Genomic DNA, 14,435 nt, shown 5'->3' on the forward strand with positions numbered 1-14,435 from the left:
TTATTCACCCAAAAAAGTCTGTCTAAATAGTTTTAAGCCTTGGTTTAAACTTAATTGGCGTTGACATAATGATTGTTCCAGCGTAGCTAAACCAGCATTCTGCTCCAAGTAAGTATCAATCCACTGAGCTTCAATTAGAGAAACCCAATGCTTACTATCCATATTCTGAGTAAAAATATCGCTAAGGGCTAAAATATCAGCCCCTTGAAAACCGAAGAATAATACGGGTTGATCTCGATGTAATAAACCTATCAATACCTCAGTATTATGTTCTTTTAAAAAGCGACAAATAATGCTGACCCAAAATGCTGCTATTTCATAACTGTAAGCAGGATTATTAATAGGCAAAATTAAAACTTTATTTAAGCGACTCGTTCCATTTTGTAAAATTGGTTGTAGTAATAATCCCAGCCCAATCATACTTTGCGCCAATTCATAAATACTTAACTTCATGAGTTGAGCAAATGAATGCATCGTATGATTTTCATAGAAACCTACACACTCGCGTTCAGTTAAAACCTGAATCTGATTTTGTAAGTGACCTAATTTTCCAAGTAATAGATCCGAATCTTTAATTCCTTTTAAAGCACGATTGTTTTGGAATAAATCAACGAGTACATGTTTATAGCTATATGGCGCATATAACAAATTATCATATGGCAAATCAATTTCTAATAAATGGCTCAGTACCATTGGAAAAGATCGACCTGAACTATCTTCACTTGCCAGTAGGTTCGCCGCTAAAAACATATTTTCTTTTGGATTTGCAATAAAGAAATCCAGTGAAGGCAATGTGTTATAAGCTTCTTTAAAGCTACCCGATTGCATTGCATATTCCAATGCTTCAGTAATCCACTGATCAAGTAATTGTATTAGCGCATTCTGACCTTTTGTTTTTAAAAAGTCACCTCGTGCAGGACTTTTGCCGTAATACAAAGGAGTGGTTTTTAATGTTTGCATTATTGCTCCTCCTTTCGCATAGAGGTTATTTTCCAAGTCATGGTTTAACTCCCGCAGAAGGCTGAGCAAGTGCTGAAACAGGATTTTCAGTTCTTGCTGGAGCAGCTTGAGCTGGCGCTTGCTGAGCAGATACCACACGAGCTGCTTTATCAGCAGTGACTTTGTCAACCAGTTGCATGCCTGCATAACCACGGCTTGAACCAATACTGCCTGAATTGCTGCTAATGAGACGGAAATTCATTTTTACAAATAAAGATGGATCAGTTTTACTACGCCAAAGCATTTCAAATCCGCCATTTTGTTCTTTACGCTGAGCACTATCAATTAAACGGTTAATACCATACTCACCCGGCTCATCAAAAATCGTATGCGTTTGGCCTTGTAAATCTACTGCAGTAATACGAGCGCCCGGAATACTTCCTTGGTTTGGCCAAATGAAGTTAACCCATTGCTGAACACCATTTTCATAAGTCATACGCTGACCATCGATATCAACGGTATATGAAAGTAACTGTGGGTTTGGAATTGGATAGAACTGGAAGTTCGATTGGTTGGTTGCTGGTGCTGCAGGAGCTTGAGCATTCAACTCACCTGTTGCCATACCATTGGCTGGTGAAACATATCTTTGGAAATTCATGACGAATTGAGGGTTTAAACTAATTCCTAAATCTTTCCAAGTTTTAGACGTTAATGTATAACCACGACGAATCACAAATGGATCTAGGCTTTCTTTGACAAAGCGAGAAATACTACCGTTCTCACCCAAGATTTGACCAATTTCACTACTTGTCGCCTGCAAAGAAGCTGATGAGTTAAATGGATATTTCTTAGCAAGATTTGCTGTAAATGGCTGATAAGCTTGCATTACCCATAATTTATTAATTTCGTCTTGGGTCGGTATGATTAAACTTTCAAAAGCTTGCGTAAGTGGGCTAACTACTAATTTTTGTAGTAATCGCTGATCAATTTCATTGAAACCAACCGCCATTTTTTCATCGACAATTTTTTGAGTTTGGTTAAATACAGACGTTTGCTCATTAAGGGTTTGCTTGACTAATGTCATCGCATTAGGTCCAATTTCACCCGCATTCTTAAGCTCGTTAAACTTACTACGAACGAGAGCTAAATTTGTCATATATTCATCAAGCAATGACTTACCTTGTTGGTCATCACGTTTGCGAACCAACTGATAGAACATTTGGTATTCTTGAGAAATAGCGCCTTGAGCATTATTTGCCACTTGATTAGCAACTTGCTTATCATCATGATTTAAAACTTTACGCTTAAACCATGCAATAAATCCTTTTTGTGGAGCTGCGAGCTCAGCTTGAACAACTGGGTTATCCCAGTTTGTTTCGACTGCAACTCTTTCAATTAATGTTCTAATTGGAGAATTTTGCGGTTCACCTAAGACATCAATATTTTTAACTTGCTGAGCAAATTGACCAGCTTTAGCGTAGTGAATACCGCTTAAGAATTTTCTCCATTCCGCAATATATTCTTGCTTATAGAGCGCTGTCAGCTGCTTTCTAATTTGCTCTGGACTACCTGAGAAAGTTAGATCATCAGATTGACGACTATTTAGAACCCAATCTTTACTATCTGTTGGCTTATCCGCGGCCTCTTCAATTGCTTTTTCTACATAGTCATTCCATGCCTTTTGAGTAAATACGCCAGGCAATGCATAACTTCCTAATACAACATTTTTATTAGCTTCACCTACAATCTGACTTACAGTCAACGCAGGGAAACGTACTGCTGCACGCATTTTTATTTCGTTATAAACACGATCACGTGCAGGCATTCCTCGAACAACCGAGAGCAATACTTGGCGTGTTTGATCAACAATTTGAGAGTCAGCTTCTAAAACTGGGAATTGCTTATCATTTGCTAAAGTCATTGCATAAGACAAAATCTGTTCAGCTTCTTGAATCATGTCTGCACGTGGCATTTGGCCTTTATTAGCATCTAACCAAGAGCGCCAGAAACGCGTAACCTGATCACTGAGATGACTTGCATCCATATATTGTGGATTACTCATCATTAAATAAGCTTTTAATGCGTTATAAGCATCTTGAGGATTGGTATCTGAAGGCTCCAAATATTGTTGAGACTGCGCAGTTTGCTTGATCTCAACATTCGTATGATTCGCTTTTAATGTTGCTTCATTATTTTTTACACGTTGCAAATATTGAGCAATGTTTTGCTGTGTCGGCGTTAATACAATCTGCTTAACACCTTTTAGATATTCGGCTTTTAGCTTTTCACGAAGCTCATTGCCCTGATATAAACCAAAACTAAATTTAAGTGGTCTATTTTCATCAAACTCGTCTAACTGCTGTAGACGTCTTTGAAGAATTAGCAAAGCTTCTAATTGAGTAGATAGTTGCTGACCAGAAGCTCTTTCTAATTGAACAACCTTATTTAAGTCAGCTTGCACTTCACCAATTAATTGTTGGTTGTTACGATAAGACCAAACCCATACACCTAAAATAATTGAAACACCCGCTAAAGCACCAATAAATGCAATATAGCGCTGACGTTTTCTGCCCGTATTTACATGCTGCTTAACTAAATCTTTATCTTTTAAAATAACATCTGAAAATAGACCATTTAAGAAATAGCCATGATTAGGTGTATTTTTTGAATAATCTTTTAAATCACCTTGAGCAATTTGAGTAAGCTGGAATTCTTGGGCAATTTGTTCAGTCATTGGACTTTCAATTACACCTTCCTGCAAAGCACTGGTGAAGTAAAACCCACGGAAAACAGGTTGAAATTGATATGGATTATCTTCAAAAAGTGTACCAATAAAGCTTTTTAAAGCTGGTTTTAGTGTTTTAAACTCTAATGGGAAAGTCATTACACTTGGTGAAATATTTTGCGAATGACGGCGGCTTAAATGAGTCGAACTTACCCCTTTTAGACCATCGTAAAGAATGTTGTAATGTTTTTCGAATAACTCTACAGCATTATGTGAAGAACTCTGTTCATATGGAAGCGTTGCTCCCCAAGCTTGGTTGTATTCTTGAGCTTCGTAAAACTCAAAGAATTCAGTAAAACCTGCAATTAAATCCATCTTTGAAAAGACTAAATAAACAGGCACAACAACTTCTAAACGTTCAGTTAGATCTTGAATACGTGCACGTAAGTTTTTAGCAAGCTTTAATGAGTTTTCAGGACTTTGACTAATGAGCTCAGCAATACTAACAATTAAAATCAAACCATTGACTGGCGCTTTAGAACGGTTCTTCTTTAAAATATTTAAGAAACCTAACCACTCAGAATGATCTTCACTATAAACAGAATAACGCCCTGCTGTATCGAGCAAAATACCTTCTGTAGAGAAGAACCAGTCACAATTTCGAGTACCACTTAAGCCAGCAGATACCATTTTCTGATGCGTTTCTTCAAATGGAAACTTTAAACCAGAGTTATAAATAGCCGAACTTTTACCTGCTGCCGGGTTACCAATAACCATATACCAAGGAAGCTCATATAATGCAGCATTCCCTTTTTTATCACCCAACTTAGATTTACGAATCAATTGAATTGATTCTTTCATTTGTTGATTAATAAGCTGAAGTTCTTCTTTATCTTTATTTTTGCCATATTCAGCTTGGTTATCTTTTTCAATTGCTTCAGCTAGCTCTTCACCTTGAGCAGCATGCTTTCTTCTTTGAATAAGCCAATAGATACCATAAACAATAAGACCTAAAGCATAGGCAGTTGCTAAAGCCCAGAATATATGACGAGGAATTGAAGTATATGAAGACATCAATGCCACGAACAATGACACGGCGATAATTGCTTTAGGATTCGTGATGTACTGCCACAAGTAGCCTAAAATTGTATGCATTCTATTCTCGTTCTAAGTCCAAAGTTTAAATTAGTTATTCAACACCATCGCATCATCTTCTGAATTTTCAGTGACAGATTGCACAAATGTGTGTGCTGACACTGTATTTTCTCCAAAGACAAAAGGAATGATATGTTCAGGAAAATGCATGCTTAGCATAAAGCCATAAATATCAGCTAAATGCTGGGTATGCCCTAATGAAGATTTCACATAAATATAGTGATGCGGTTCTACAGGCGTTTGAAGAAAGTGCTGCTGCAATTTTTTCGAAACTTTTATATCGGTCTGATCTGACAATATCAGTACATAAGGCTCCTCACCTTCATGCTGAGGCAAATCATTAAATTTAAAATTATTAAAAAGCTTTGCTGTATCTTGTTGGCCCACAACAACTTTCAGTGCCTTAGAAGGTTCTAATTCCTGAATTTTCACTAGAGGATCGGCCAGTAAACAGCTTGCCGCAAATTCAGCAGGAATATAATCTTTAATCATCCAAGATTTTTCATCGACCAGATCCTGATCAATTTCAGAATCAGCTACGACCAACAAGAACATCTCATATTCTCTTTTATGAATACCCTTTAATAGGTGTATCAACTCTTGGTAAGCGAGTTGCTCTCCAAAAAAATGATATTCAATATGGAGCTTTTGAGCAGGAATACCAATCTCAGCAAAGAATTCTAAAATTAATTCATTACTTTGGTTATCATTCCAGATATGTAATAAATCCTCCGAAAGAAGGATGTGTAAATTTAAGCGATTTAAACGATAAACTTCTACGATCGGCATTTGAACATCATCATATTCAGACTCAGGATCCACCCATGCCGGATGCATGTGATATTCACGGGCCTGTTGCGACTCATAAAATAAAGTTGAACGTTTTAAATGCTCGGCTAGAAGATATAAATTTTCTATATTTTGTTCTAGTTGCTGTCTTATCAATGACATCATACGAACTTGTCGTGGAGAAGCATATTCGCTCTCCTCACGATTCTCTTCATCCAAATCTTTAATTCGGTAAGACAAAAGAGGCAATCCGTAAGAATTTAACAGTTGATCATCCAACTCTGGACTTTTAAAGTTTTGTAGCTGCTCAATAATGCTTTCATTCTCACCTAATGCATGTAAAGCAAAAGCAGAGTAAATATTAAAATCTAGCTGTTCTAATGGTTGATCAGCTACGGCGTTTTGTTTTTGACTGTCATCATCTTTATCTTGATTTATAGCTTGTTCTTTCTTGTCTTTATAAGTCTTATAAGCGCTATAAACTAACCATGGCGATAAGATCACCAAGGTAATAACTGCGGGTAGCATCAAGAAATAAAGGAAAAAATCTCCTTTATCTGGATTATATTGAACATCACGCCAGTAGAAAATAATAATTCCACTAACCAATGAAAAAATAGCAATGAATGAGAGTAATATTTTTTTAATCATATTTTCTCTCCAATAAGGCTATAGCAAGTTTCATGGTTATGTACTTTTGGTTGTCGTGATATGAGAAAAGAACCCTGCCCTAAACCACTCTCGTTATTGTGAGTTAAGCAAATGGGTTGTATTTCTGACTCATCCAAGATAAGCCGCAGATCTATCGACAAAGTTGGGCTACACCAAGTTTCCACGAGCTTTTTAAGCTTTAAACTTAACTCTTGATTTGGTAAGAAATTTAGATATTGCTGACGTTTTAATGGCCCAATTTGAATTTCAATTTTTCCGTCAATCTGCTGAATGGTTTCCCCACAAAAGGTGTTAACACCAAGTAAACTCGGCTGATTTCCACCTAACGTTGTTAATTGGTCACTTGCCAATTTAAAAGATTCTTGTACGAATTCTTTAATCGTAATGTCATGTTTAAAAATACATGACAGCATCGTTTTTAATGCATGGACTGTATTATTTTGTCCCTGCATTAATCCTGAAAATTCTGCAAAATATTCATCCAAATCAGCTTGTTGATGCTGTGATCGCACATAGCCATTCAAAGCATGCAGAATATCTAAATAATCGTTTTTATGTTCTATCTCATATCTAATCGGCAGATTATAGGTAATACTCGACTCTACATATTGAGCTGTAAGCTTATGATTAAATAAGCTTAAAAACTCTTTAGTTTCAGCTCGTTGCTGACGTGACGCCTGTTTAATTTTATTCGTATATGTATAAGGCAATGCACCTTGTATGCCCGTAAGACCAACGATTAAATTCGTAAGATAAATTCGCTCGTCCGTTAATTCTAAATTTTCAATCTCTGTAGCAGGAAAATTCAAATTAAAGGATGTCTCAAACTTAAAATGATCACTCCAAGATGAACACATTGCACGACTTGAATCGTGTCTTAATAGTCGTGTGGCTTGAATAAATTCAAAAGACTTGGGCTTAGTAAAGAGCTCAGCTGTTACAGAAGAGTCTTGCCACCAACGTTCTGACTGCATTGGTATAACTCCTGCTGAGATGAATAATCCTTAACAACCAAATCAACAAAACTATTAATTTGAACCTTTAAATTAAAAACACGACTTAGCAATTGACTAAAAATGTATAGGCTATGTCCTCTAAATACCGATGAATCAATCCGTAATTCTGCTTTTACCCCTCTTACAAACATTGGGAATGGCTTTCCATCTACAAGCTTGTGAGTGAGAGAAAATTCGAGATGTTTGATTGACTCAATAATTAGATAATTTTCTTTTGATAAAGGTAAGTTGTACAACGCAAGTAACTCTTTAATATGAGATACCGCATCACCTTTCATTAAAGCTAAACTATTTAATGAAAGATGCGAAATAACACGCCACTGCTCACTCTGGCTTTGACCAAATTGATAAGGTTTTGTAGGTCTTTTTAAAACAATGGCACGGCGAGCCAAACTACTATCATTTAGATTTAATATATTATTGGACTGTCCTAATGCTTCATGTGGTAAGTCACGATTTGAGCATAATAGTTTAGTACTAATAAAATCCGAACGTGTTGAAGAAGGATTTAAGTTTTTTGAAATAATTGAATAACCCATTTCGACAAAATTGGGCTGTAACTTTTGATAATTCACCGAATAGAAAAAACGTGCCGTGTCAGAATGATAGTGGCTCATCGCAAAAAAAGGCAGTACTGGAACATAGCTTTCTTCTTGACTCGTTTTTTCGCGAACCATATTCATTTCAGTAATTGAATAGACTTGATAAAACTCAGGATGATGAGCATCTGTAATCAGTGGGTATTCTAATTGTTTATGTACAATTTTTTGAGGTTCAGCATATTTTTCAAATAAATTAATGACTGGTGTAGTGAACAACTTAAAATTAGCGACATTTAATTCAGAATAATTTCGAACTATGGCTTGATCATTTAAATTTAATTTAAAATGTATAAGCAGTTCAAAACTACTTTCTTCTAAAGATAAGCGCTTTAAAAAACCTAAATCGAGTTTCAGATAATTAAATTTTTCAGGAAAACAAAAATATTCCATCAGTAAACGATAAGCATGATGAGTATGTTGATCGAGTGGCAATAGACTTTCTTGCTCTGAAAAACCTGTTAACTCAAATGGATTTTTGTCCAATTCAACAATTTTCTGTCCTATTTTAACAGCAAAAGTTGTGCCCTTTTTAAAAATACTATCTAGTACTTGAAGTGGAAAATTAGAAATTGCATCTAAATAAATAGGTAATTTTTCGTTTATTAAACACGCATGAGCACGATTAAAAATTTCAAATTTCAAAGTTAAAGTCGCATTTTGACTTAAATGCATATGGGCACTAGGTGTACTTTTGAACTCTAGCGCTTGCAAGCTTATCGGGAGTAATTTGACTTCTTGCGTGGTATTAAACTCACACTGAACGCCTTTAAAACTGCGAGACTTCAAAACTGTGGATGCAGGAACAATATGCGCTTCTGTGAGCTGCTTTATTTTATTTATATCTTCAAAACTTATTACAGAACAAGCCGGAAAATGACGTAAGTATTGAGGGAACATCACCTCAAATAAAGAACGTGTAAATACGTCATAACTATCAGCAAGCTTTTTATCAATACGAGCCGAAATTAATGAAAAAGCCTGTATAAGACGTTCAATATGCGGATCATCGATCTGCTCTTGATTTAAAGATAGACGCTGAGCAATTTTCGGATATTTTTGGGCAAATTCACGAGATTGCTGACCAAATTCCTGTAGTTGTTTTTCGTAAAAAGGTAAAAGCTCTTCTATCACAACACACCCACTATGCTTAGGTTCTCGCTGAAATTACATATTGCTGCGTTGTTGGTTTTAACAATGCATCAAAAACGACAGGTTCATACAGTGGATGAATATTTAGATATGCTTGAATGCTTAAACACAATGCCCCCATATTGTGCCCATCCAACAACATCTCTACCCGTATTTGTCTTAATCTGGGTTCATGAGCTGCAATTGATTGTTCAATTGATTGGCAAATCTTGTCTCGATCTAGCGGATTAGCTGTAGAAAGCCCCACAAAATCAATAATACCGAACTGAAGTATCGATTTTTTAACTAGTGGATAATCATCGACTACATGATCCAACTTAGCGACTCGACTGTTAAGCAAGTCTTCTAAATCTTTTGCTACCGATTCTCTTAATTGCTGAATAGAAAGACCTTTCGCATAATCTTCACTTTCAGGAATTAAGCGGTCAAACAAAGTTGAACGAAATCCATAGGGATAAAGCCGATCTAAATTCATTCGAGTTCACAACAAGCATGCTTAAAGACAGCAGAGGCTAACTTTATGTCAGCCTCCACCAAATATTCACTTAAACAATTACGCCGCGTAAGAAGCAGTATTGTTAGAAAGTGACCATTTCTTAGTAACAGCACCTTTAGCAGTACCGTTAATATCTTGTTGATTGTAAGTCCACTCAACAGCTGCGTATTTCAAGCCAAACGCTTCTGTTGGAACACCTTCTTCATTAACTGTTGGAGTTACACTAGAAACTAGAACATGTTTCAATTTAATTTGTAAGTACTTGATGCGCTTATCACCATTTGCACGGTAGAAGTCGATTTGTACTTCATCAAATGTATAACCAGCTGAACATGCTTCCCATAATTTCGGGCTAGTTGCATCTAGGTCTTTAACAAAAACCATATCTGAATGTTCAACACGTTCAGCAGTATGACCACCAACACTACTTGAAGTAGCAGATTTAGGTTGACGAATGTTGTGAGACCAAGAGTTAACTTCTAACCAGCCTTTGTGCTCAGCGTCACGAGACTCTCCGTCAACTTTATACTTACCACGAAACTCAACGTATATATCTTTCATTTAGAACTTTCCTATTTTTAATTTAAAGTTATTCTTTCGCTGACCTTTATTAATTTGAGGACTGAGGTAACTCAGTGACAAGTCGTAAAGAAACTGACAACTCATCCAGCTGGAAGTGTGGTCGCAAGAAAACCACAGATTTGTAGTGACCTGGTTGAGCAGGGTCTTCTACAACTTTTACAGACGCTTCACGCAAAGGATATTGAGCTTTTGCTTCTTGAGAAGCACCATCGTCAAGTAATACATACTGTGACAACCACTCATTTAAGAATGCTTCAACATTTCCAGCAGAAGCAAAGCTACCCACTTTGTCTCTCATCATTGCTTTTAAATAATGAGCAATACGTGAAACGGCCATGATGTACTGAATTTGACTCGATAAAGCAGAGTTAGCATTTGCTGTATCATTGTCATATTTTTTAGGTTTTTGAGTTGACTGCGCACCAAAGAAAGCAGCGTAATCAGTGTTTTTACAATGAACCAAAGGAATAAAGCCTAAATCGCTTAATTCTTTTTCACGGCGGTCAGTGATTGCAATCTCTGTTGGGCACTTAAATACCACTTCACCATCTTGTGTTTTAAATGTATGTACTGGCAAGCCTTCAACTAAACCACCACCCTCAACACCACGAATTGCAGCACACCAACCATGCATATCAAATGCATTAGTTAAACGAGTACCGAAAGCGTAAGCAGCATTCATCCACAAATATTCATTGTGGTTTGCACCCGAAACATCTTCAGCAAAGTTAAACCCTTCTGTAGCTGTTCCTTCCTTTGGATGATAAGGAAGACGACCTAGTACATGTGGCAAGGTTAAAGCGACATAGCGAGCATCTTCACTGTCACGGAATGAACGCCATTGAACATATTCCGCTGTTTCAAAGATTTTTGAAACATCTCGAGGACGGTCAATATCTGTAAATGACTCAAGGCCAAGAATGCTTGGGCTAGCGGCCGAAATAAATGGCGCATGAGCTGCTGCAGCAACATGAGAGATTTGCTCAAGCAAATACATATCAGAAGGCGTACGGTCAAATTCAAAATCGCCGATTAATGCTGAGTATGGCGCACCACCAAAAGAACCGTATTCTTCTTCATAGATTTTCTTAAACAAAGTGCTTTGATCGAAGTCTGTAGCACCTTGGAAATCTTTTACTAACTCTTTCTTAGTCGTATTCAACATACGAATTTTAATAAGAGGGTTAGATGGAGTCTCTTGACAGAAGTAATAGAGACCACGCCAAGTTGATTCAATCTTTTGGAATTGCTCATTGTGCATGATCTGACTTAATTGATTTGAAATCAGAGCATCAATTTCCGCAATACGCTTATCAATTGATAAAGTCATATTTTCAGAAACTGTAATTGTCCCTGCCATTACTTCTTTAGCAAGTTCACCAATTAAGCTTTTTGCACGCGAATGTTCTTCTTCATTTCGAGCAATACGGCTTTCTTCAACAATCGAGTCTAAAAGCGTAGCTTGTTCATTTTCAACAAGTGGCATTGCTGCAGATTGAGTATTATTCATGATCAGCCTCCGCACTCAATTTACGAATCTGATCTGTATTTTTAAGAACTTCATCAAGTAAATCTTCCAAACGTTCACTGTTAGAAATTTTGTTTCTTAAATCAGTTAAACGCTCACGTGCTTCAACAAGTTTTTTTAATGGATCAACCTGTTGAACCACATTTTCCGGACGAAAATCTTCCATTGACTTAAATGTTAAATCAACAGCGATTTTACCGCCCTCTTCTGTCAACGTATTATCTACTTGGAAAGCAGCTCTTGGAGATAAAGACTCCATAACTTCATCAATGTTATCTAAATCAACATTAATAAATTTTTTATCTTTTAATTTTGTACGCTCAAGCTCAGATGCAGCCGAAAAATCACCCATCACACCTACAACAAATGGTAGTTCTTTCGCTTCTTTTGCATCACCAATTTCGACATCATATGTAAGTTGAACACGTGGAGGTCGAATTCGCTGAAGCTTCTTTTGTACGCTCTCTCTCTTAGCCATAAGATTCTATTCCGGATTATTTAATTAAAGGGTCAAAAGGCGAACTTTTTGATTTATTCACAGTGGCTGCAGGTGCAGTTTTAGGTTTTACAGTAGTCGTCTTTGCTGGGCTTGATACTCGTTTATTTGATGTTCTAGAAGTACTCGCTTTATTACGCGTTACATACTGTTTTTTATAACTTCTCTTTTCATTATCATCTGAGCTACTATCAGAACTCGCTTTAAAGCTCGATGGATCAGGAGCAGGCATCGCAGTGTGAATATTTTCAATTAACTGCTTTGCAGGAGGATAAGTCACATCATTGCTTAAATATCTCAATTCCTGAGTACGCATTTGCTGCAAAGAATTATTTGCAATGCTCACACCAGATAAAAACAAGACATCTGTTATTAATGAACCGCGTATATTTTGACTTTGCAATTGACTTGCTAAATTCAATGCTTTAACTGGTTGATTGGTCTGATAAAACCGCATAGCAGCTTTAGCTAATAAATCATTTTTTTGAGTTGTATTATCGCTATCACAAACTTGTTTAAAAATATTCAATAACTCAGGATCATTTTGACCTTCAGCTAAAGGGTTCTTCTTAATACAACTTTTTTTAAGTTTTACAGGCTCTAGTTCTGCTGCTTGAGCATATGATAGACCGATAATGTTTCCAGTCAAAAAAAGTATCAAAATACTTCGTTTCAACACAACTTTCATTCCTCTGTTTTCTTATTTATTCAAGGCTTTACCGAAAAGTTAATATTCTTAAAACATTAAAAAATCAGTCTAAAACCTTATATTCAAAAAATTTAGACGCAGTTTATCATATAAACAAACATATTTTATATAAAAATCATATCAACTTAAACTAAAAGTAAATAGTTAAGATGCTTATAAAATATAGCTCAATAAAGTTATTCTTATAAAAATATAATATTGTTATTTTTTGTAATTAAAAATAAGTTGCTGTTTTTTATAGATTAAATAAAAATTAAAACTAAACTAAAAATTATCATAAATATCACTTAGTTAAGATTTACGAAACATTTTCTTAAAAAGATTTTATCTAATAAAAAAGATAAATAGATTAAATGATTGTAAAAGATACATTTCAAATTTATGAAACTAGAAACTCAGTATAAATAAAAATCGACTTGTCAAGACTAATCTGTCTATTTGGTATATTTTTTATTTCAGTTTGCGAGAGCAACTAGAACTAATAAAGCCCGTAGATTTGCAAATAACCATCTTTCCTTTAGGGCCAAGCTCTTGCACAACTCAAAATCATATTTGATATCAAGAAAATTAAACTATTTGGCTTTATATTTTTAAAGAATATAGCGATTTTTTAAGTTTAGAAAAGCTCTTCTATTCAAAAGAGCCTTTTATTTAAGTATAAATTTATATTTTAGACTTCCAATAATTAGCTTTTTCAGGATTATACTTTGAACTACTATCATCCGAATAAATATTAAATAACAACTCTATTCCAGCCTTATTTCCATTGCGTACAGCCATTTCTGCATATCGTATTGACTTATCTAAATTTTGTTTCATACCCGCACCATTATAATATTTAAGAGCAGTATTATATTGCGCTAACGCATGTCCATGATCAGCCGCACGCTTAAACCAAACAAGTGCTTTAAGTGGATCTTGCTCTACCCCCTCACCTCGCTCATAAGCCAAACCTACATTGTTTTGTGATTCAAGATCTCCCTGTTCAGCAGCTTTTAATATCCATTTAAAAGATGCTTTGATATCCTTTTTAACGCCATCTCCACCATATAATTGAGCAGCAACTACTGTCTGGGATTGTATGAGTCCTAACTCAGCAGATCGAATAAAATATGTAAAAGCTTTTGCTCTATCTTGTTTTATATTTAAACCTTTGTAATATGCCAACCCAACATTATGAATTGCGGAAGGATTTCCCTTTTTAGCGCCTTCTTCAAACCACATTAAAGCTTTTTTATCATCTTTTTTTACAACTTCATTGCCATTTCGATAAATCAGCCCTAATTGAAGCATGGCATTTGAGGAGCCTAATTGTGCAGATTTCTCAAATAGTTCCAATGCTTTCTTTTGATCAAATTTTTCACCTTCGCCTGTGGCATACATGGATGCCAATACAAAAATAGCCTCAGCATCATTTGCTTTTGCAGCCTTTTCTAGTTCAAGTTTAGACTTATATTCAGATACATCTTTATAATCTTTAGTCAAAGCTCCGTGAGTGTGTTCTTCTTTGTCTTGAGTGCATGCAGATGTGAATAATATTAAGGTAATGACAAACAATCTAAGCTTCATTAAACAAC

11 protein-coding genes are annotated in these 14,435 nt (G+C 35.7%); all 11 read right to left on the reverse strand.

Going from position 1 to position 14,435, the window contains the following annotated elements:
- Window positions 1–960, reverse strand: a complete 960-nt coding sequence (tagF, locus tag SOI81_RS10700) for a type VI secretion system-associated protein TagF (protein WP_016141464.1) — start codon at window positions 958–960, stop codon at window positions 1–3.
- A gap of 37 nt (window positions 961–997) precedes the next feature.
- Complete coding sequence (tssM, locus tag SOI81_RS10705; protein WP_016141465.1) at window positions 998–4,819, reverse strand: type VI secretion system membrane subunit TssM; 3,822 nt, start codon at window positions 4,817–4,819, stop codon at window positions 998–1,000.
- A 30-nt stretch (window positions 4,820–4,849) separates the two neighbouring features.
- Window positions 4,850–6,259, reverse strand: a complete 1,410-nt coding sequence (locus SOI81_RS10710) for a hypothetical protein (protein WP_320540688.1) — start codon at window positions 6,257–6,259, stop codon at window positions 4,850–4,852.
- Window positions 6,256–7,254, reverse strand: coding sequence for a type VI secretion system baseplate subunit TssG (gene tssG / locus SOI81_RS10715; protein WP_320540689.1), 999 nt, complete (start codon window positions 7,252–7,254; stop codon window positions 6,256–6,258). The genes SOI81_RS10710 and tssG overlap by 4 nt, the downstream gene beginning before the upstream one ends.
- Complete coding sequence (gene tssF / locus SOI81_RS10720) at window positions 7,218–9,029, reverse strand: type VI secretion system baseplate subunit TssF (RefSeq protein WP_320540690.1); 1,812 nt, start codon at window positions 9,027–9,029, stop codon at window positions 7,218–7,220. The genes tssG and tssF overlap by 37 nt, the downstream gene beginning before the upstream one ends.
- 16 nt (window positions 9,030–9,045) lie before the next feature.
- The gene (gene tssE / locus SOI81_RS10725) at window positions 9,046–9,522 is read right to left on the reverse strand and encodes a type VI secretion system baseplate subunit TssE (RefSeq protein WP_002048404.1); all 477 of its coding nucleotides are present in this window, start codon (window positions 9,520–9,522) and stop codon (window positions 9,046–9,048) included.
- A 78-nt stretch (window positions 9,523–9,600) separates the two neighbouring features.
- Window positions 9,601–10,104 carry an Hcp family type VI secretion system effector gene (locus tag SOI81_RS10730; protein WP_016141469.1) on the reverse strand — a complete coding sequence of 168 codons (504 nt, stop codon included), beginning with the start codon at window positions 10,102–10,104 and terminating at the stop codon, window positions 9,601–9,603.
- Window positions 10,105–10,153: 49 nt separating this feature from the next.
- Complete coding sequence (tssC, locus tag SOI81_RS10735) at window positions 10,154–11,635, reverse strand: type VI secretion system contractile sheath large subunit (RefSeq protein WP_016141470.1); 1,482 nt, start codon at window positions 11,633–11,635, stop codon at window positions 10,154–10,156.
- Window positions 11,628–12,131 carry a type VI secretion system contractile sheath small subunit gene (gene tssB, locus SOI81_RS10740; protein ID WP_005041656.1) on the reverse strand — a complete coding sequence of 168 codons (504 nt, stop codon included), beginning with the start codon at window positions 12,129–12,131 and terminating at the stop codon, window positions 11,628–11,630. Before tssB ends, tssC begins: the two co-directional genes overlap by 8 nt.
- A 16-nt stretch (window positions 12,132–12,147) precedes the next feature.
- Entirely contained in the window at window positions 12,148–12,837 is a 690-nt protein-coding gene (locus SOI81_RS10745) for a hypothetical protein (protein WP_025470336.1), read from the reverse strand.
- A 684-nt stretch (window positions 12,838–13,521) separates the two neighbouring features.
- Window positions 13,522–14,427, reverse strand: a complete 906-nt coding sequence (locus tag SOI81_RS10750) for a tetratricopeptide repeat protein (RefSeq protein WP_239976432.1) — start codon at window positions 14,425–14,427, stop codon at window positions 13,522–13,524.
- Window positions 14,428–14,435 lie beyond the last annotated feature (8 nt).

This window comes from Acinetobacter pittii, assembly GCF_034067285.1.
Classification (GTDB): Bacteria; Pseudomonadota; Gammaproteobacteria; order Pseudomonadales; family Moraxellaceae; genus Acinetobacter; species Acinetobacter pittii_E.